Source organism: Bacillus sp. NP247, assembly GCF_018966865.1.
GTDB lineage: Bacteria > Bacillota > Bacilli > Bacillales > Bacillaceae_G > Bacillus_A.
On sequence record NZ_CP076653.1, the window covers coordinates 782,769 to 804,856 of the forward strand.

The following is a 22,088-nucleotide window of genomic DNA, read 5'->3' on the forward strand; positions in this document are numbered from 1 at the left end:
AAATTCCGCACATACGAGAGGGGTTTATAAAACTATGCGCTACGTTATCGTAACAGGAACTTCACAAGGTTTAGGTGAGGCAATTGCCACGCAATTGTTAGAAGAAAATACAACGGTCATCTCTATTTCTAGAAGAGAAAATAAAGAGCTTACTAAACTTGCAGAGCAGAATAACAGCAATTGTATTTTCCATTCCGTAGACCTTAAAGATGTACATAATTTAGAAATTCATTTTAATGACATTCTTTCTTCTATTGACGAAGGCACTGTCTCATCTATTCATTTAATTAATAATGCGGGCACAGTTGCACCAATAAAGCCCATTGAAAAGTCAGAAAGCGAACTATTGATTACGAACGTTCAAATTAATTTAATCGCACCTATGATTCTTACATCCACTTTCATGAAACATACGAAAGGCTGGAAAGTAGATAAACGTGTTATAAACATTTCATCTGGTGCAGGAAAAAATCCTTACTTTGGCTGGGGTGCTTATTGTACAACGAAAGCTGGTGTAAATATGTTTACACAGTGCATAGCTACTGAAGAAGCGGAAAAAGAATTTCCTGTAAAAATCGTCGCTTTTGCACCAGGTGTTGTTGATACAAATATGCAAGCACAAATTCGTGATACAAATAAAGAAGACTTTATTAACTTAGAACGATTCACCGCATTAAAAGAAGAAGGAAAACTACTGTCACCTGAATATGTTGCGAAAGCTATTCGTAACTTACTAGAAACTGCAGACTTTCCGCAAGGCGAGGTCATTAGAATTGATGAATAATAAAAAGGCGTGCTAAAATAGCACGCCTTTTTATTCTACTTCTCTAAAAATATGAGGACAGACTCCGCAATTTGTTCATAACCAATTTCTTGATAAATTTTATTAGATGTCGGATTGGCTAAATCAGTATATAGTGTAGTCGTCTTGTACCCTTCGTCTAACATACGTTGACTGAGTGCGGCTACGCATTTGGATGCATATCCTTTTTTCCTTGCTTCTTTCGGCGTATATACAAAATTAACTGTTATATTATTTTTAGTTGGTCGTGTTTTTGCAGCTACGGAAACTAACCTTCCTTCCACTTCCAAACCAAATAGACGATTATTAGTGATTAATGTATGTGCGGTTTGTGTTGCTTCTTCTTTCGTAGTTGGGAGCTTCACATCTTCACAAAATTGATATATCCATTTTTCTATTAATGGCAACTCATCATTAGTTATTTCTCGAAAAATTCCATCCTCGTTCCACTTCTTCTTAATTTGTTGTAATGCATATACACCTTGTTCCATTACAACATTCGTTTTCTTATTTTCTAACATCGCAATCTCTTCGGCTAATTTCTGTGCAATTTTCTTATTACCGATCAACCCAGGAATGTCCGGATATGCTTTCGATAACTCTTTTGCAAGTTCCACTATAGCCTCTTCCGAAATTTCAGATATGGCTACAATAACTTGTTTCTCCACTGTTTGAAGAAATACAATCGTAACTTCTTCCCCTTGTTTCGCTGCCGCCATAAACATCGGCTCTTCAGCAACTTGTAATACACCTAATAGCAAATTATTCTCCTGCTCATTCTTTTCTAAAAATGGTATAACATCCTTTTTGAAATGAATAACATTTCCATATACTTGTAATTGAATCATCGACAATCTCTTCCCTCAATTTATATTTAAATAAGGTATTGGCGATTAATTCATTAAATCCTTCTTTTACGATTCGATAATATTTGAAACTAATGTGTTCAAATCATTTTCAGCATGCAAAACTCTCTTCTTTTCCTTCACAAATAGCTCTTCTTCTTTTCGAAACGATTCCTTACGCTTATTAATCATACGCTCCATCTCTTTTTTACTCGGTCCACCATATACATTTCTTTTTTGAATAAAAGCTTCTGGTGATATAATTTCTTTCCACTCTTCTTCTAATAAATTTACTTTCAAATTTTCTTGTAAGTATACATTTATGTCTTTGAGATTTAATTCATGTAACTCCTTTTTCTTCTCCAATGACATATTCGCAATCGCACTAGCTGCATGATGCGCATGCCGAAATGGTATTTCATAGTTTTTTGTTAAAACATCTGCGAAATCTGTAATCGTAATCGCGTGTTTATATGAACGACTTTTTAACGTTTCCTCTTCTACTTTCATCGTTCGAATAACTGCGTTCATAATACAAAAAACACGAATCGCCTTTTCGATTCCTTTATATAAATATGGCTGCAAGTCATCCTCCGTATCGACAATATCGCCAAATGGTGTATTATGAATCATTTGAAATACAGTAAATGCTTCCCCTAAGGCACTACTCGTAATAGCACGGGCATGTTCTATTGAAACAGGATTTCGTTTTTGCGGCATAATACTACTTATTTGCACATATGGCTTCGCTACAGTAATCCCATCATATTCTTTCGTTGCTAATAGTAAAAAATCATGAATCCATCTACTCGTATTCGTCATAATAACCATTAGTAACGAGCTAACTTCTAATAAATAATCCGCTCCAGCGACAGCATCATATGAGTTCTCAATTACGTTTGTAAACCCAAGTAACTGCGCAACTCGTTTTCTCTTAATTGGGAAGCTTGTTGTAGAAAGGGCAGCTGCCCCCATTGGAGAATGATTTACAAGATGATACGCTTTTCTCGTTCGTTCTAAGTCTCTTTGCATCGTATCGTAAATTGCCAAAACATAATGACCAAATGTTGTTGGTTGCGCTGGTTGTGTATGTGTATACGCAGGCATAATTGTTTCCATGTGTTCACCGGCGAGCTCCAGCATACTTTCTTGCAGTAATAAATGGGGCTCCATTAACCGTAATACATATTGCCGTAAACTCATACGATACATCGTTACACCCATATCATTTCTACTTCTACCGATATGCATATTACTGACAAATTCACACTTCGCTTCTTGAGAAAGTAAATGTTCAACTAAGAAAAAAAGATCTTCATGCTGCTCCGTATATAACAATTGATCCTTGGGAATTTCCTCTACCTTTTTAAGTGCTGTTAATATAACTTTAGCTTCTGCTTTTTTCATCAGCTTTTCTTCAGTTAACATAATAATATGTGCCCTATGCACTTGAAACATATCTTTCAATAAATAATTGCGTTGAAAATCAAATACATGCTGTAATACACAATCCACATATGTTTTCCCAGGGAAATCAGCGCCTTCATTCTTAATAAACTCTTCTTTACTCTGTTTCATCACCTTTTCCCCTTTCACCCAAGTATTACTACCCATCATACCCAGGGATGGCAAAAAAGTGCTTGTACGTAAAAATAAACTCGGCGCTCATAGCACCGAGTTTATTTAATAAAAGTCGCATCATACTTATCACTTTGCAATACTTGGAAGTGTAAATTTGCTAAGTGTTTACGTATTTCAGCACTGTCATCTTCATTTAAATTATTTGCTAAGAAAACAATTTCCGTACAGTTTCCGTGTTTATCCATTGCATAAACTGCTTTAGTTACCGTCCATTGTGTATAGCCATTCTTTTGTCCAGCATGTCTGAATGTTTTACGATATTTCTTTGCAGTCATATCTGTTTCAACGATATTCGCCCACACTTTTTCTTCAGCTTCTGTAAGGCCACCTTTATGATTTGCCTTTTGAAGCAGTACCATATAATCGTTTGCGGAAGCAGCAGGCAATCTATCCGACCAAATTTTATCGTATCGTTCCTCTAAATAAAGAGGAATTTCCTTCTGTAATAATGGCCCCTTCTTTTTCAAGCGTTCATGAATAATCATAGCATATTCACGATATTGCTCTTGAGACATTTCTTTTAACTTTTTCTCTATTTTATATTTTGGAACATGTAATTCTTTATGCAAATATCCTGGAATATATAAAGATGAAACAATCGGAAATAGTGGTTGGTGTGCAGGTAGTGCTAAGCTTTGTAAATTTCGATTAATGTTATCTAGCCCTAATACTTCCATTAAATATTCAGTATTTGCATTTGAACTGAACTTAACCATCCCTTTTGCAACTTCTTCTAAAGAAACTGCTCCTTCAGTTAACTTCCCGGTTTTCTGTAAATAATTTTGCCATCTATCTTGTGCACCACCATCTGTATTCGGTACATAATAACGATTCACATCATTAATTGAAACGAAACTAGACGGATCAATTTTCCCCTCTGTAACTTGTTTCGTATATTCAAGCGCCACAATTAACTTCATCGTACTAGCAACTGGCAAAACAACATTTGGATTTACAGAATACACAACTTTATCATTTCTTTTTACTAGAAGCGCACTATTTTTTTCATCTTTATGTTCTTCAATAAAAGATGCTATATACTGCGCATCATCATTATTTGAACTCCACACTTTTTTCACTAAAAAGTTACCCGATATTAGTAAAACAAAAATACCCACAATCACTGCGCATACTATAGTTTTTTTCAAGTAAAATTCCTCTCCTATTGTGTAACTCTTCTCTCTTTATCTTTTAAAAAATAAAATAATGGAGATGGTTATTTACATAACCATCTCCATTATTTTAACTTGTATGCTCCTATTATGTCTACGTCATAATTTTCACAAAATCCTCAAGAAATTTTTTATAATGTAATGACCAACCGATTCTCACCCAATTTTTCAATGCCTTCGAATCAGGCTGAGGACGAAAATCAGCAATACTTTCTCCTTTTGCAATTCCAAGCGTATCTACATCCACACGACGATACACGTAATCTAAAAGAGATGGATTCGCCGCGACCATCATTGTTACAACGTCATGTACTGGACTTCCTGTTATTTTCGGATTTAACTTTTTATAAGCTTTATAATAATACGTGAAAATTGGTTCAATTAATTTATTAAAACTCGTTTTAGAATGTTTCGTAATATATTTTACCATCTCTGGCGTAATAAGAGCTTCAGATGTAACGTTAAGCGGCACTAATGTCACATTTTTAGCATTTTGCATAACTAAATGTGACGCAATAGGATCACCATGAAAATTCGCCTCTGCGACTGGTGTAACATTGCCTGGCATTAAAAATGCACCGCCCATTATATAATATTCTTTCACATACTTCATCATCGGTTTTTCTAAAATAAAAGCTGTTGCCAATGTTGTTGACCTGCCAGCATCAACAATAATTAATTCTCCTTTATACTTTTCAAGAATATCGAAAAATGCACAAAAGGGTTTTATATTTGGTGAAAAAGCTTTTGGGGGTTTAATAGGTCCTAAGCCATCTGCGCCGTGAATCTCTGGATAATACGTCACAAAATCCCCAGAAAAAGGTATTTTGGCCCCATTAATAACAGGTATATCTTCCCGTCCTGCCAGTTGCAGCAAATACGCTGCGTTACTTGTCGCCTTTTCCTGCGTTACATTCCCATATCCAGTTACGACTCCAACGATATCAATATCAGGATGCAACAATCCATACATTATTGCTAAAGAGTCATCAATTCCTGGGTCTCCTAAAAATAATATTTTTTTCATAGACCTCAACTCCATCCCATCAATTGTTATTACTTTATGAATACATGACGGAATACAGAATGAAAAAGATAAATTTTGTATAAACAAAAAACGTAGGAACTTCATATTAGAAGTCCCTACGTTTTTCTATATTTTTATGCTACTTTTTTCATCGTAGCCATACTACCAATTATATAAGAAATAAATGCAAAGCAAATCGGGAAAACAACTGTATGTATACCGAATGGATTAGGGTAGCAAAGGTGAATAAACATATAGGAACCTACTCCAACTAAAATAGATGCGAGAGCTCCAGCTGCATTTCCTTTTTTCCAATATAAACCTAACACAATCGGCCAAATGAACGCTGCTTCTAAACCACCGAAAGAAAATAAATTTAACCAAATTAAAAAGTCTGGTGGCTTAATAGCGGCAGCATATACGAATAATCCTACGATACCAGTAATCCATAGACTACCTTTCTTTATCGTACTATCCGCTGCATCTTTATTTATGTAATTCACATATATGTCCTTAATAATTGACGAGCTTACAAGTAATAGTAATGAGTTTACAGTGGACATGATTGCTGCCATTGGTGCAGCTAAGAAAACTCCAGCTAGCCAAGGTGGCAACACTTCCATCGCGAGTAGCGGCATTACTTTATCTGGTACCGTTATACCTGGAAGTACTACTCGTGCAAATACGCCCGTTAAATGCATACCAATCATAATTGTACCAACGACAACCGTTCCAATAATTAGAGCTTGGTGCATAGCTTTTGAATTTTTATATGACATTGCACGTACGCTAATTTGCGGTAAACCAACAACACCAATTCCAATTAAAATCCAAAATGATGTAACATATGATTTCGTTAAACTGCCATCTGCTCCGAATGGTGTTATTAAATTCGGATTAATTTGAACGAGTTCATGCATAATCTTTTCAATCCCACCACCAGCAATGACAGTTGCAACTAAAATGATTGTCGTTCCAACTAGCATAATGATGCCTAATAACGTATCTGATAAAGCGACTGCACGAAATCCACCAATTAACACATACACAAGTACAGAAAAAGTAAATAAAAATAGTGCTGTTGTATAAGATAGACCCGTTAACGACTCAATTAATCGTCCACCGCCGACCCACTGGGCTACTGTTGCCGAAAATAAAAAGATAATTATACATAACGCAGAAAGTATAACAACTGCTTTATTATTGTACCTTCCCTTTAAATAATCAATAAGCGTAATCGCTTCCATCTTCCTTGCGATAATCGCAAATTTTTTACCGATAACCGTTAAAACGATATATCCCGTTACAACTTGAATCGCTGATAATAGTACCCATCCAAGACCCATATTGTATGCAATACCAGGTCCACCAATAAAGCTACTTGCACTACCGTACGTAGCTATCATAGTCATAGCTAATAATAAGCCACCAAGCTCACGTCCACCAAGAAAATATTCTTGTAAAAATTTATTATTAGCAGTTGCTTGTACACGCCTTGATGCATATACACCAATTAAAAACACAACGATAAACGAAATTATCATTGGAATGATTACATACCAATTCATCTCTTATTCCTCACTTTTTTCTTCCTCATCGAGTGAAATATCTTTAAATACAAAACGAACAACTAAACTAAGCAAAATAACCATTACGATAAATCCAACGATACAGCTATAAAAAAACCATGCTGGAAATCCTAACACATATGTATATTCACTCGGATCCTTACTTCCAAGCCCATAAGCAAATCCGTACCATATTATAAAATTAATAATAGCAAGTCCAAGACCAATTAGTGCTTCTCTATGGGCAACTCGAAAGCGTGGATCATCATGATAATCCTTCATTTTCTTCCTCCTCTCACGATGTATTATTGTACCACTGTTCTTCTAGTTTTTCCTACTAGAAAGCAAAAACAAGCAGGAATTTTTATAATCATATAGAAGATTCTCTTACATTACATATTTTTTACAATTGTAACACAAATGAAATTTGAATTTTCAGTATTTGTTATTTATGATTTTAAGTAGAGGCTTTTCATCTAGTTCCTACATCCTTGATTTCGGAATAAACGCCGTCTCGTACTGCGTTTAAATTATATTTTCAAGGGGGTTATACAATGAGTCAACTAGCTGTAAATCTTCATGAAAAGGTAGAGAAATTTCTTCAAGGCACAAAGAAACTATATGTGAACGGAGCGTTCATCGAAAGCGCTTCTGGAAAAACGTTTAAAACTCCTAACCCAGCAACTGGTGAAACACTCGCTATCGTTGCTGAAGCTGGTCGCGAAGACATTCATAAAGCTGTTGTAGCTGCCCGAATGGCTTTCGATGAAGGTCCTTGGTCACGCATGAGCACTGCTGAACGAAGCCGTCTTATGTACAAGCTCGCTGATTTAATGGAAGAACATAAAGAAGAGCTGGCACAGCTCGAAACTTTAGATAATGGAAAACCAATCCGCGAAACTTTAGCAGCAGACGTTCCTCTTGCAATTGAACATATGCGCTATTATGCTGGATGGGCTACAAAAATCGTTGGGCAAACAATCCCTGTTTCTGGTGAATATTTTAACTATACACGCCATGAAGCTGTTGGTGTTGTCGGTCAAATTATCCCATGGAACTTCCCACTTCTTATGGCAATGTGGAAAATGGGAGCAGCCCTTGCAACAGGTTGTACAATCGTTTTAAAACCTGCAGAACAAACTCCACTATCCGCTCTATACTTAGCTGAATTAATTGAAGAAGCTGGATTCCCGAAAGGCGTTGTTAACATCGTTCCTGGATTCGGTGAAACAGCTGGACAAGCTCTCGTTAATCATCCACTCGTAGATAAAATTGCATTTACAGGTTCTACTCCAGTCGGCAAACAAATTATGAGACAAGCATCTGAATCGTTAAAACGCGTTACATTAGAACTTGGTGGTAAGTCGCCAAACATTATTTTACCAGACGCTGACTTATCTCGAGCGATTCCAGCTGCGCTTTCTGGTGTTATGTTTAACCAAGGACAAGTGTGCTGTGCTGGGTCACGCTTATTTATTCCAAAGAAAATGTACGATAATGTCATGGCTGATCTCGTTCTATATTCAAAAAAATTAAATCAAGGTGCTGGTCTAAATCCAGAAACTACAATCGGACCTCTCGTTTCCGAAGAACAACAAAAACGTGTAATGGGTTATATTGAGAAAGGGATTGCAGAAGGTGCTGAAGTACTTTGCGGAGGAAACAAACCATTCGACCAAGGTTACTTCGTTTCTCCTACAGTATTCGCTGATGTAAATGATGAGATGACAATCGCTAAAGAAGAAATTTTCGGTCCAGTTATTTCCGCATTACCGTTTAACGATATTGATGAAGTAATTGATCGTGCGAATAAATCACAATTCGGCTTAGCGGCTGGTGTATGGACAGAGAACGTAAAAACGGCACATTATATTGCAAGCAAAGTACGTGCAGGTACAGTATGGGTAAACTGTTATAACGTCTTTGATGCAGCATCTCCATTTGGAGGATTTAAACAATCTGGCCTTGGCCGCGAAATGGGATCTTACGCGCTGAACAACTATACAGAAGTGAAGAGCGTTTGGATTAACTTAAATTAACGAGAAAGAACCTGACCTACTCGGTCAGGTTCTTTTCATTATGTATTCATTTACACTTGCAACCCACCGCTCACATTTAATACCTCTCCTGTAATATAAGACGCATACTCTGATGCTAAAAAGGCAGCTGCGTTTGCAATATCTTCCGGTGTTCCGATTCTTCCAACTGGAATCGCTCCAACCATTTTCTCTTTTACTTTATCCGGTATTGTTTTTGTCATATCAGTATCCATAAATCCTGGACAAATCGCATTACACGTAATACCAAAACTTCCAACCTCTTTCGCTGCTGTTTTTGTTAAGCCCACAACCCCTGCTTTTGTAGCCGCATAATTTGCTTGTCCAATATTTCCTTCCCTACTAATAGAAGAAATATTAATAATCCGTCCATACTGTTGTTGTCTCATATAAAGAAGTGCTGGCTGCATACAATAAAAAACGCCAGTTAAGTTCACTTGTAATACTTGTTCCCAAGCAGACTTCTCCATCTTATGTAACATTGCATCTCTTGTAATCCCAGCGTTATTCACTAAAATATGTAATGTACCAAATTTTTGCACCGCATATTCAATTAACGACTTCGCTTCATTTTGATTACTCACATCACATCGATATAAGCTCACATCATACCCTTCATCTGATAATTCACGTGTCGTTTCTTGTAGCTTCTCTTCATTTACATCACTAATTAATACTTTAGCCCCTAGCTTTGCAAAAACACGTGCGATTTCTTTTCCAATTCCCTGCGCAGCACCCGTTACAACAGCTGTTTTCCCATTCAATAAGTCCATCCCTATCCCCCATTTCTATTAGTTATATTGTATATTTCGGCTCTATGCTTTCCAAATCCTCTTTGTATAAAAAAGTCTATTTGTGTCAAACTAACTTTGCAACGCCGCATAAAGTGAAACTTTAATCAGTGGGGATTTTGTTCATCCCCTACTGATTATTAGCCCTCACCAATCGGGCATTTACGGGCAGTTAATCTCCCACCTAGCTTCTTTGTTCCATCTGAATTTTGAGATGGGAGTTTTACTAACCGTTTATGCGGGATAAAACACAAGGAGATTGTGTCGAATGAAAAAAAAGAATGTAAATCGAAACAAAGCTGCCGATGGCATTGATGTTGAGTTCGCTCGCGAATTCGCTGACCACAATGACTTAGAAGCAAACGCACGTGCAAATGCCGCCGATGCACGTCAAAAACGCCAATCAACCGAAAAATAAGGCACTACAACGTTCCTTATTCTTTTCAACAGGGACCTACTACCCATCAAAATAAACCGAGAGTATCTCTCGGTTTATTTTCTATATTTCTTTACGTAGTGCGCTAAAGCAAGTAACGGATATATATGCCCATAACTATGGTAGCGAATATAAAACCCACCCGGTAACCCTGTACCAGTAGGATATTTTTCATTCATTGTAGGCTGCGCGAGCAAATATGAAATCCCTTTTCGAATAATCGGTGTTTCTTGATCATAGTAAGAAATGAGTGCATCAAGTGCCCACGCTGTTTGTGACGGCGTGCTAAAGGGTAAAGAAATAAATTTTTTCTCTACACTACTTTGACAGGATTCTCCCCACCCTCCGTCTTCATGCTGCAAATGTTCGAGCCATGAAGCTGCTTTTTTCAATGATGGATGAGTAGAAGGCACTCCTAATGCACGTAAGCCTGTCATCGTTGCCCATGTCCCGTATATATAACATATCCCCCATTTTCCATACCATGATCCATTCTGTTCCTGTACATCCATTAACCATTTGATAGCTTTCTTTTTTTGCTCTTCAAGCAATTCATTCGGTGCATACGTTCCGAATAATTCTAACACCCTACCTGTAATATCTGGTGTGGACGGATCAGTTATCATATCACTCGCATTTTCGATCGGCAAATTCGATAATAACTTGCTCGTTACCCCTCGTTCAAAAGCTCCCCAGCCTCCATCATTGTTTTGCAATCCTTTTACCCATTCCACGCCTCTTCCCCACGCATCATCTACTCTATCACTCCCTCTACTTCGCGCTAACGCTCTAAGGGCAGCTGTAGTATCGTCTATATCAGGGATCGTCGTATTAACATCTGAAAATCCCCAACCGCCGGCTACAAGTGATGATGCATGTACGCTCCAATCTACCTTTTTAGTTTGTTGTTTTTGCAATAAATACTCTGTCGCCGTTTGAATCATCTTATTTTCATTTGTAACCTTAGCTTCTTGCAATGAATAGCTAAGTAAAGCGGTATCCCATACGGTAGAAGGAGAATTTTGCAAATGACTTCCTCTGTCCATCTTCCATATATAAGATTTTAATCCTGTCACAGCTTTCTCAATAATTGGAGACTGAATAGAGTGCCCTAATGCAAGCAAAGCATACATCATATAAAACGTAGCACTCGCGTAACTATATAATGTTCCATTTTCATCTATACGCTCCTTCATAAAGCGCTCTACTTCTTCGTATCCTTTATGATGTAACGATAATGGATAAGATATTACCTTTTTCACATCACCTAAAAACGATTGAAACAGCGGGGACCGCTCCTCTCGAAACCACTGCCCACCCCCGCCTGCAATATGATTTAAATTTGGCAATAACTTTTTCTCTACACGGAATCTCTTATTCATACAAATCATCATCGGAATTAAATGTATACGCGCTGAGCTGCTTAGCCCAAATATACTGAGGGGGGAGTCATCTTGTAAAAATAAGATTGGCGTTGGAAAGTGAAAAAGCGCAGGAAATTCATATTCTCCATGAATCGCTAATAAAAATTTCGTCATAAAATGAGCACGAGAAACTCCCCCGTGTTCCTTAATAAACATTTCAGCTCGCCTCATATTCATATCTTCTTTCGAATATTTTTCCGAAGCAAGTAAAGCAGCATATGCTTGAATCGTCGCGGATAAATTCCCTTCCTTTTCATCTTCATATAATTTCCAAGTCCCTTCATTTGTTTGAAGAGATGCTAACCTTTTTACAAACGGTTCTATTTCGTCATTGCGCCCTAATAATTTGAGTAAAAAAATCATATGACAATCCGTTAGCAAAGCTCCTTCAAAACAAAATTGCCACGTTCCGTCTTGCCTTTGCATCGTTTGAAGTGCAGTCGTTCTCCGCTCTATCTCCTCACGCACTTTGTCATATAGTAGCAAACCGCTCACCCACCCTTTCTAAGTCCGTATACGATATTCGAAAACTTAGCTAAATATGTATGAAAGCAAAGAAAAACAGAACGTGTATTACACACATTCTGCTTACAAACAATACCCAACCCCGACAACAATCCCTAATAGTGCACCAACAACAACTTGATACGGTGTATGTCCAACGAGCTCATTTAACTTTTTATATTCTGTTTGTCTACCATGAAAAAAATCATTCAATATTTTCGCTTGCTTACTTACCGCAAGCCTTACTCCTGAAGCATCGTACATAACAATAATGGCAAAAATAGCGGCAACCGCAAATATTGGACTCTCCACACCTTCCACCACTCCAACACCTGTAGCAAGTGCAGTAACAGTCGAAGCATGCGAACTTGGCATTCCACCTGAAGCAAAGAACTTAGCAAAATCAAACTCGCCTGTTTTTATTAATTTAAAAACGACTTTCGTTAACTGTGCTAAAAACCAAGAAATTATAGCTGCTATAAGTGGATCATTATGTAAAATTGTTTCCATGTTTTTCAGCTCCTCACTGACTATAATGGAATTTCTATATAATATAAGTATAAAGAAAAATGCGTAGAAAATACTACGCATTATGATACTTTTGCTGATTTATTTTTAATAAATTTTGGTTGTTTCTGTAGTAGAAACTTTGTTTTCGCCATTGAAAAGACAAATAAAGCAATCCATATACAGAAAAACGCAATCATATGAGTAGATGTGAAATGTTCACCAAAAACGAACACACCTAAAATTAAACTAATAGTCGGCGCGATGTATTGTAAAAAACCTATCATATAGAGCGGAATAAGTTGTGCTCCTTTAGCAAAATAAAAGAGTGGTAACGCTGTAACAATACCCGCCCCTATTAAAAGAAGCGTTGATATTGCCGAAATAGAACCGAACGAACCAAAGCCATGAACTCCTGTCATAAACAAATATATAAGTGCAAATGGTGTCACTAACATCGTTTCCATCGTAAGCCCAATTGTTGCGTCGTAATTTAATAATTTTTTCGTTAATCCATATAATCCAAATGAAAAAGCAAGCGAAAGAGAAACCCATGGAATTGATCCGAAACGTACCGTTAAAATGACAACACCTAATCCAGCTAAACCAACCGCAACATATTGCCAAAAATTAAGCTTCTCTTTTAAAACAACTGTACCAAGTAAAATACTTATAAGTGGATTAATATAATACCCAAGACTTGCTTCGATTACATGATTATGATTTACGGCCCATATGTATACAAACCAGTTTCCACTAATAAGTACCGAAGCAATTGTTAATGACATTAATAATTTAGGTCGTTTAAAAAGGGCCACTAACTCCCCACCAAACTGACGAAACCTCTTCGTTACTCCTAAAACTAACAACATAAAAACAAATGCCCAAACAATACGATGCGCTAATATTTCATCTGCCGGTACTTCTTCCACCCATTTCCAATAAATCGGAAGGACTCCCCACATCGTATACGCACCTGCTGCATATATAATTCCCTGTTTTTGCTCTGCTGTTTGACTCCCCATCTTCCTTTTTCTCCTCTTCTCTTTTTTCTTCATTATAAAGTCTCACATGCTTACTTTACCAATATTCAATCTGCATTTCTTTCGACATTCCTCTTGCAAATCCTTTATATGTATAAAAAAACGCCTACTGTTATAATAACGAGCACTGGAATACCGAAGACAAATTTGCTTTTATGTGTCTTATGATGAAACATATACATACCAATCCAAGCTCCAACCGCTCCTCCAGCTGCAGCTGATAAAAACAACGTACTTTCTGGCGTTCTCCACTGCTTTTTCTTTGCTTTTCTCTTATCAAGCCCCATCATACTAAATGCTATAACGTTGATAACAATAAAATAAATCCATTTCATCTTATTCTCTCCCTTAAAAAATTCGCTTTATGTTAACACGAAAACAAGGTGCACACAAATAAAAATGGCTATAGGTAAAAAAACTTTAGCCTACAACCATCATTGTAATACCTTATACTTTATTTCTAATCTTACTATGTTTTTTCGCGTATATAAAATAAATAAAAATACCTACAATAACCCAAATTGCAAAACTGATTAAAGTGGCTTTAGAAAGATTTAATGCTAAATATAAACAACTTACTATCGCAAGTATAGGTAAGAATGGAACTAACGGAGCACGAAACGGTCTTTTCAAATTAGGATGTGTCTTCCTTAATACAATGACAGCAATAGATACAAATATAAACGCTGTTATCGTTCCCACATTCACTAAATTTGCCAACAAATTCAAGTCCAATAAACCTGCTAATAAAGCTGCAAGAATTCCTGTAATCCATGTATTAAAAAATGGTGTTTGATAACGTTTATGAACACTTGAAAATCTTTTTGGTAGCAATCCATCTCGGCTCATCGAGTACGATACTCGAACAAATGCGAACATAGCAACTAACAGAACTGTTGTTAAACCAGCTATCGCTCCAACTGATAATAGACCAGCAATTCTATCCTCTCCTACAATACGCAGTGCATATGCTACTGGATCAGCTACATTCAGATCCGTAAATGGAACCATTCCAGTTAACACGAATGAAACACCAACATAAAGAATTGTACAAATGCATAAAGAGACAAGCAACCCAATTGGGACGTTACGTTGTGGGCGTTTCACTTCCTCTGCTGCTGTTGCAACTGCATCGAAACCTAAAAAGGCAAAAAATACAGTAGCAGCTCCCCCAATAACACCATGGTATCCAAAAGGAAGAAATGGCTGCCAATTCTCTGGCTTTACATACTTTGCCCCTACAATAATAAATACTAAAATAACAGCCAGTTTAATAATAACCATTATATTATTTATACGTGCGCTTTCTTTCACACCACGACTTAGTAAAAATGTAACAACTAAAATAATTATAACCGCTGGCAAGTCAATAATTCCGCCATTCCCCATCCCTGGTGCAGAAGCAACGATTGCCGGAATATGAATATTAAACCCTAGTAGCAATGACTGAAAATAGGCTGACCATCCCGCCGCCACCGCAGAAGTAGCTAATAAGTACTCTAACATAACACACCAGCCAACTATAAAAGCAAAAATCTCACCCAATGTCATATACGTATACGAATACACACTTCCTGAGACCGGGACTGTAGATGCAAATTCAGCATAACAAAAGGCTACACAAGCACATACAATTGCAGCTAACATGAAAGATAATACAATTGCTGGACCAGCATGTTTCGCTGCTACAATACCTGTTAATACGAAAATGCCTGTACCAATAATTGCTCCAATTCCTAAAAGCGTTAAATCAATTGCTCCTAAAGTTTGTTGTAACACTTTTTTCTTTTCTTCATTCATTGCTTTCTTTATAAATAAACTCATTCGTAGAAACCTCTTTTTCAAAATTATCCCTTACTCATTACAATCTTTATTACTTTTGCTATTACACATTAATAATATTCATGCTTTACTTCCACTCCCTATATAAACTCCACAAATTACACACCTAAAAATCAGAAAAATCAATCTCCTGAAAATACGCTTATTAACAGGCATATTTTTAGAAGATTGATTGAATTTATCACACGATTAATTATATTGTCAACAATATAATTAATTCACCCGAATTGAATAATTATAAACAAAATAGCATTTCAAAATATACGATACCACTAACAAACACTATCAATTCCCATTTTAATACACTTTTCATTATTTCAAAATTCATTTTTATACATTGAATCCAATGTAATCCCCGTATGCAAACACAATAAAACCAGTCGATTCGTTATATAGAAATAACTCTTCATCTTGTTAGACCGATTAACTTCCCTACAAATTACAAACAGTATTTTCACTTAGGACAATAAAAAAAGCGCAGATGTTCATCTGCGCTTTATTCTTCCGCTTCAATTTCTGTACTACTATTATCGATATGTTCCTTTCGAGCTTCTTCTTGCAGCTCTGCTGAAATCATTCCATAATAAATTTCTGGATATAATCCAAATATTTGATATACACTTCCTAAAAACGGCATCGGAATCCCTCATTTCTAAAGTTGTATTGCCATTCTTAAGGATTCCCTTTTCACTCATTATACATTCGTTTTTGGCACTTCTTCTTCATCGGGAACATGTAATACATTTTGCCATTTTTTATAAGGCGCACTATTTGGATCCACATACCCTTTCGCATACGAACGATCCCACAATTGTTTCATAAACATCTCTTTCTCTTTCTTTGCAACCATATCTGCACCTGTTCCGTAATAGTTTTGGAAATACAGCTCAATTTCATCAAGGAATAGCCTTAACAAATCATCAGATGTTTCTTCTAACGTCGGGTCATATTTTGCCTCACGATCATACATTAAAATCATATCTAAAATATTATGGACATGCTCTTTACGAAGCCATCTAATATCTTGAGCCCCTAATACAAATGCATGTGTATATAAATGCCCACCTTGTATCATTGCCTTTTCTTGCTCTTCTTCAAACCTGGACAAGATATTTTCATAAATAAACGGATTATGAAGCAATGCTCTGTGCAACTTATAACTTTCGCTTGAAATATTTTTCCCCATCGACTGGATTAAAAAGCTACGGCCGACACCGTTATATTGATACACGAACTGTCCATCTACAGCCACTAGGCTAATCCAGCGATACATATACGCGTATAGAAGAGCACGATTACATTTATCGTAATCTAACTTCGTTTGCGTTGCATTCAAGTCTGGCATAAAGGCTGGTAAGTGCCAATATTTATCTAAATGCGGCGTCAAACTAGATTTTTTACTATTTAATTTGTTCACGCGGCGATAATACGATTGAAAGTAGTCACCTTTATCGTTCATAAAGCCATTTGCAATATGCCCAGATGAAAGCTTAGGAAAATCTTGTAGCGATAATCCGTAATGAGCACGATAACAAATCACTTCAAATGGTGAAAACGCCTCGTTTACCGTATCTTTTTCTTTAAACATTTCTTGCAATAACTCTTCTTGCAATTCTTGTTTTAAAGATGGATGTACACCCCAATATTGTAATTCTCTATGATGAGAAACTTTCGGAACGAACGGACTTGCTAAATGGAAAAGATCTTCAATTTTTTCACGAACGTATTCATCACGATCACGTTTCTTGAAATCTGCTTCTTTTCGCAATGCTTCAACGATATTAAGCTCCAGTTTGTCACGATAGCGCACTTGAAGTTCGTCATAACAATAACTCAATATATGTTCACGATAGAAGTCTTCCACCTTTTTCGACTGAATTTCTTCGGCTTTCGCATCACGACAATATTCCCCGTACAAGCTCATATAAATTTCGGACGATATATCTTTCGGTAATACACCTAAATTTAAATGCTGCTGCATATCTTGCCAAATCTTTTCTTGCAATTTCTCTTCTGCTAATACATATACATTCGTCGGGTTCGTTTTCCCCTCAAATTCCTTGCTTCGCTTTTGGATTTCAAACAATAAATTTTCACGTGTTTCGTGTAAATTATCAAAGAATCTTTCCCAATATTGGATCATTTTATCAACTGCTTGGTATAGCGATTGATACACGAGTTCTAACAACATTTCTTTACGATACTCACTTAATTTGTGGACATATTGCGTTACGATATCTTCAAATTCTTTTTTGAACAAACGTTGCTGATTATAAAACATTTTCCCGACCCAGCCTTGTTGCTGAGCAATTTCAACGCGGCGAACAGCCGTTACCGTTCCATCAATATTACTCACATTAAATTTCTTATCGTAGTTTTGAATTAAATTACGCTTTTGTTCATTATTTTCATGCAGTCGATTCATCTTCTCTACTAACTGCTTACGAATTTCATACAGCATAAAACGTGCTGCGACAGGATGAACCGGATCCGTTTTCTTTAAAAACCATGTATTTAATTGATAAGACTGTCCTTCTGATCCACTCGGTATAAAGCGGTCTGATTCGACCATGTCATATAAAAGTGTAGTCACATGCTCATGTACACGGCTCGGAATCGCATAAGCATATAAACGAACCGCATGATCAACTCTCGCTACTTCACCTTTCATTTGTTCCATCATTTTCAGTTTGGCAGCCGATATTTTACACTCATGCTGCAGGCGGTTTAATTCTTCATCTTTTTGCACTGTACGGTGTACATAGCTTTCGACAGCCTCTAAAAACAACTTAGACTTCGCAACACCAACCTTACCGCCCTCTGCCCCTTCGCGCGTCTCATTGAACATTTGTCTATAAAAAATATGGGCCTGCTCTGGACGAGTAGCAAGATGCTCTAAATCTTCTAAATAACTTTTCCCGCGCTCTGGCTTTTCACGCTGCATACCGCGCTTTACATCTTGATCATATCTTTGCTTCTTCTCTTGAAACAGTTGATCTAAATGAAGCCAAGATTCATCTAAACCTTGCACCGCCCATTTTAAAGCACAGTATTTCAAAACGTGCTCATACGGATAAATGAGCTTCGCCGTTCCTGCTCCGCAATATCTCCCTTTCCCACTCGATTCTGCCAATTGCTGAATTTGATTATCTTCTTGCGCAAAATGATTTGCAGACATTGGACTAAATAACTGTAAATAAATCGTATTTGCCATTTGCTCCATATAATCCGATAAATTGTGCAAATGGTGCCCATGTAAATTTTCATAATCATATAAGAAACAATAATTGTACGGTAAATGATGCTGCTTTATCGTATGATTTGTTCTTCCATCTTCATCCACTTGATCAGGACGATATTCTAATTCAATCGTTACGCCGCCTCGTTTTGATAATTCACCAGTCGACCCGAGCGTAATAGCGTGCAACTCTTTTAACGATGCATAACCATTCGCTTGCACAGTTTCAAACTCTTTCGCACTAACCGTTCTCGTCTTAACTAAAACATCAGGCATTAAAAACGCACCGCGAATTAAAATGTTGTGATGCTGCAATTTCTTCCGGAGCATTTCACGCAAATATAATGCGATTTGTAAAAACATCCCTGAGCCTGTTCCGCCAGCTAGTGATGTTACAATAATGACACGTACACCATATTCCGTCTGATCACTTGTAACTGGAAAAATCTTCTCGATTTCTTGCCAAAACGATGTGAGTTTATCTTCTTTCATCGCAGCACGTAACGCTAAACGTGAAATGACACGTAACTGTCCCGCTCCTTCCGTTAACGGTTTATCAAGTATAGTCGGGTCCATCGGGAACCACTCTTGAATCGTTGGATCTCCCGCAATATACTCTCTCGGTGTTTTACTCGAGCTCGTTTGCGTCTTAAACTTCCGAATATGATCAAATTTACTCAATGTATTCACATCTGTATCAAATACATGCATCGCTACCTTTTTACGACGCTCCTCAGATAATCTTTCATATATTTGATGTGTGACAGTACTACCGATTCCACCTAAGCCAATTAAAATTGTTGGAACTTGTAATGTCATGTGAACCACCTTCCTATTCTTGCTTGTTTGAAAAGAAGAATAAAGAGAGCCGGGCCTCCTCCGCCCCTCTTACACCCTATCTACTATTCACATTCGTACCGGTAAATCTCCTTACCATATCCTCTATCAATTACTAAAAGTTCATTTGGATACAACGTCTTATGCTCCATTCCCACTTCTTCCTCTGTAATAAACATTCCATCAATAATCATCCCAACTACTTGCGATTCTTTCGCTACAAATATAGATTTCGATCCTTTTTTCGCTATTAATGTTACAGATTGCACAGTCTTTCTTTCTGCTCGGAATGGAATGCCAAAATAGTGCTTCCACCATTTATTTTTAAGTAACTCTGGTTCAGATTGATAAAGCCAATCTTTCGCTACTTCTTGATCCCATTCGTAATATAGTAATGCTTTCCGATGAAATCTCGGACGAACAATCCATCCTAAAATAATAATTCCTACTATTAAAAGTAATAAAGTAATAGGAATTACAAATTTAAAAACGAGCGCATACTTCTCAAAAAACGGCGCATTTTCAATGTGCAGTACAATCTTTTCCTTTACTTCTTGTAATTTTGAATCATTGATCGTGATGGTAGCCTCTACGGTGCCGGTATCTGTAAAATTGAATGTGTCGGAGTAATAAGGTCGAGGATAAACATAAACTTGACTACCATGCTGTTTTAATTCGTAGTTGATCGATTGATTGGATGTGACACCAGTAGATTTTAATAATTTCTTTACAGCCTCTTCTGTCATTGGTTCACCATTTAATAGTGGTTGTAAAATGAACGGTTTACTATTTTCTAAATTTGTTACCTTTTCTTCATAATCTTTCGTAACAGCTCGAAGTGATAATTTTGGTTTTTCAGCTGGTTCAATCTTGAATTCTTTCGTCTGTCTATAAAATCCCTTTATATTCATATGGACTTTCCCGCGTACTAACTCTTTACCAACTTTTGTCTCGTAATAAAACACATGTCTTTTATCATCCCACTTCATCGGATACTGCTTTCCGTCTATTTCTACTTCTGCTTCGAAATAAGAAGTTTGAATTGGTAATTCAGTAGGTTTCGCTTCAATAACGGCTGTCACATCTTCATACATTTTCTCAACATTTTTTCTATCTTTATCATCTTTGTCATACGTAGAAACTGTATAATTAAGCGCTGGTTCAACAAGTACTTGTAATCCCTCTTTCTCAATGTCCTGATCCACTTCTATCGTATATGTCCCTGGCTTAATCACTTCCTGATTCTCTGTACTTACATGCACTATATTTCCGAATAATTTAGCTTCTCCTGGTGCATGTATGGAAAAAGAAGACTGCAATTGTAACGGTTTGGAAAGTTGCATAACTTTATAATTAGACAAAGAAGGTGATTGTCGTACAAGTGTCATGCGCTTTAATGGAAACGGTGTTGTAATCTCTACTTTTTTCCCTACTATTTTCGTTTTGACAATCGATTCAACAGAAGAAAACGGATCACGATTTGCAACTAATGCTGCCACTTGATTCACACTTTGTACAATACCATCCTCACCGCTAGACGGCATGACAACTCCATTCATTTCTTTTTTCCAAATCTCTTTAAACGTATTTAACTGCAGCTTCTCTTGCTGCCCTAAATCCTCTTCCATCGTGATTAAGACTGGGTGCAAAGAGATCTTTTTAGAATCCATTTCTTTCTTAAACTGTGCTAACTTCTGTTTAATTTGTTCTTTTCCGCCAACCTTATCTTTCTCCAAATCATTAAATGCCCCGTCAGTTAATACAATAAGCCAAAATTCACGTTTCCCATCTATATCTGCTTCCTTCTTTATAGATTGCATCGCCGTTTCTACTGCGCTAAATGGAGTATTTAAATATGTTTTCCACGCGCCGATTCCATTAATTTCTGTTTGCCTTTGATCCTTTGTTAACAAAATGTTTAACGGATCATTTGGCTTACTCATTGGAACATAAGAAAACTTATCTTTCTCATCTAATAGCGCAACTAAACTTTGCAAGGCGTAATTGGCATACTTCCAGCGATCGTTATTTCTCATGCTGCCCGAATCATCATATACAAGTGAAACGACCCTTTCCTTTGCCTCCTCTCCTTTTGCAAAAACTGAAAAAGGTAAACATATAAATAGAAACAACATGAACGTGGCACAAATTCGAATTTTCATGATGAGGCTTCGCCACCTTTGTAGACAAATTCCTATGTTTAAATTTATGAGGGGAAACAAGATATATGACTTGTATTTTAGGACAACAGTTCACAACAATTACATTATGTAAACAAAAATGAACTACTCCCATATTTTATTTCGAGTTTTTTCCTTATTATATATCTGAAATAACACATAGCTTTCATACTT

General features: G+C 36.8%; 18 protein-coding genes. 3 read left to right on the forward strand and 15 right to left on the reverse strand.

Annotated elements, in window-relative coordinates; genetic code table 11:
* Positions 1-34 precede the first annotated feature (34 nt).
* Positions 35-784, forward strand: coding sequence for a (S)-benzoin forming benzil reductase (locus KPL75_RS04100; RefSeq protein ID WP_219919511.1), 750 nt, complete (start codon positions 35-37; stop codon positions 782-784).
* 35 nt (positions 785-819) lie between these two features.
* On the opposite strand, the gene KPL75_RS04105 is transcribed toward KPL75_RS04100, so the two are convergent.
* From KPL75_RS04105 to KPL75_RS04130, 6 genes are all read right to left on the reverse strand, one after another.
* On the reverse strand, positions 820-1,656 hold the full coding sequence (locus tag KPL75_RS04105; RefSeq protein ID WP_219919512.1) for a GNAT family N-acetyltransferase: 837 nt from the start codon (positions 1,654-1,656) through the stop codon (positions 820-822).
* A gap of 60 nt (positions 1,657-1,716) precedes the next feature.
* Complete coding sequence (argH, locus tag KPL75_RS04110) at positions 1,717-3,225, reverse strand: argininosuccinate lyase (protein WP_219919513.1); 1,509 nt, start codon at positions 3,223-3,225, stop codon at positions 1,717-1,719.
* A 101-nt stretch (positions 3,226-3,326) separates the two neighbouring features.
* Positions 3,327-4,436 (reverse strand): serine hydrolase, encoded by a 1,110-nt coding sequence (locus KPL75_RS04115; protein WP_002146378.1) that lies wholly within the window; start codon positions 4,434-4,436, stop codon positions 3,327-3,329.
* Between the two features lie 118 nt (positions 4,437-4,554).
* Positions 4,555-5,487, reverse strand: coding sequence for a nucleoside hydrolase (locus tag KPL75_RS04120; RefSeq protein WP_002146377.1), 933 nt, complete (start codon positions 5,485-5,487; stop codon positions 4,555-4,557).
* Between the two features lie 134 nt (positions 5,488-5,621).
* Positions 5,622-7,055 carry a sodium/pantothenate symporter gene (panF, locus tag KPL75_RS04125; protein WP_219919514.1) on the reverse strand — a complete coding sequence of 478 codons (1,434 nt, stop codon included), beginning with the start codon at positions 7,053-7,055 and terminating at the stop codon, positions 5,622-5,624.
* A gap of 3 nt (positions 7,056-7,058) precedes the next feature.
* A complete protein-coding gene (locus tag KPL75_RS04130) occupies positions 7,059-7,337 on the reverse strand; it encodes a YhdT family protein (RefSeq protein WP_219919515.1) in 279 nt (92 codons plus the stop codon).
* A 272-nt stretch (positions 7,338-7,609) separates the two neighbouring features.
* On the opposite strand from KPL75_RS04130, the gene dhaS reads away from it, so the two are divergent.
* Entirely contained in the window at positions 7,610-9,094 is a 1,485-nt protein-coding gene (dhaS, locus tag KPL75_RS04135; RefSeq protein ID WP_131230915.1) for an aldehyde dehydrogenase DhaS, read from the forward strand.
* A 50-nt stretch (positions 9,095-9,144) separates the two neighbouring features.
* Here the strand turns inward: dhaS and fabG are convergent, their stop codons facing one another.
* Positions 9,145-9,885 carry a 3-oxoacyl-ACP reductase FabG gene (gene fabG / locus KPL75_RS04140; protein ID WP_219919516.1) on the reverse strand — a complete coding sequence of 247 codons (741 nt, stop codon included), beginning with the start codon at positions 9,883-9,885 and terminating at the stop codon, positions 9,145-9,147.
* A gap of 286 nt (positions 9,886-10,171) precedes the next feature.
* Between fabG and KPL75_RS04145 the strand changes: the two genes are divergently transcribed.
* Entirely contained in the window at positions 10,172-10,321 is a 150-nt protein-coding gene (locus tag KPL75_RS04145) for a YfhD family protein (RefSeq protein ID WP_002087743.1), read from the forward strand.
* A 74-nt stretch (positions 10,322-10,395) separates the two neighbouring features.
* On the opposite strand, the gene KPL75_RS04150 is transcribed toward KPL75_RS04145, so the two are convergent.
* From KPL75_RS04150 to KPL75_RS04185, 8 genes are all read right to left on the reverse strand, one after another.
* Positions 10,396-12,249, reverse strand: a complete 1,854-nt coding sequence (locus tag KPL75_RS04150) for a terpene cyclase/mutase family protein (RefSeq protein ID WP_219919517.1) — start codon at positions 12,247-12,249, stop codon at positions 10,396-10,398.
* 102 nt (positions 12,250-12,351) lie between these two features.
* A complete protein-coding gene (locus tag KPL75_RS04155) occupies positions 12,352-12,777 on the reverse strand; it encodes a divergent PAP2 family protein (protein ID WP_000447809.1) in 426 nt (141 codons plus the stop codon).
* 80 nt (positions 12,778-12,857) lie between these two features.
* Positions 12,858-13,799 (reverse strand): EamA family transporter RarD, encoded by a 942-nt coding sequence (rarD, locus tag KPL75_RS04160; RefSeq protein ID WP_219919518.1) that lies wholly within the window; start codon positions 13,797-13,799, stop codon positions 12,858-12,860.
* A gap of 104 nt (positions 13,800-13,903) precedes the next feature.
* Entirely contained in the window at positions 13,904-14,152 is a 249-nt protein-coding gene (locus tag KPL75_RS04165; protein WP_219919519.1) for a DUF1294 domain-containing protein, read from the reverse strand.
* A 112-nt stretch (positions 14,153-14,264) separates the two neighbouring features.
* Positions 14,265-15,641 carry a branched-chain amino acid transporter BcaP gene (locus tag KPL75_RS04170; RefSeq protein ID WP_219919520.1) on the reverse strand — a complete coding sequence of 459 codons (1,377 nt, stop codon included), beginning with the start codon at positions 15,639-15,641 and terminating at the stop codon, positions 14,265-14,267.
* A gap of 514 nt (positions 15,642-16,155) precedes the next feature.
* Positions 16,156-16,296, reverse strand: coding sequence for a hypothetical protein (locus KPL75_RS04175; RefSeq protein WP_002066460.1), 141 nt, complete (start codon positions 16,294-16,296; stop codon positions 16,156-16,158).
* Between the two features lie 57 nt (positions 16,297-16,353).
* The gene (locus KPL75_RS04180; RefSeq protein WP_219919521.1) at positions 16,354-19,716 is read right to left on the reverse strand and encodes a tubulin-like doman-containing protein; all 3,363 of its coding nucleotides are present in this window, start codon (positions 19,714-19,716) and stop codon (positions 16,354-16,356) included.
* An 83-nt stretch (positions 19,717-19,799) separates the two neighbouring features.
* Positions 19,800-21,896 carry a vWA domain-containing protein gene (locus tag KPL75_RS04185; protein WP_219919522.1) on the reverse strand — a complete coding sequence of 699 codons (2,097 nt, stop codon included), beginning with the start codon at positions 21,894-21,896 and terminating at the stop codon, positions 19,800-19,802.
* Between the last annotated feature and the right edge of the window lie 192 nt (positions 21,897-22,088).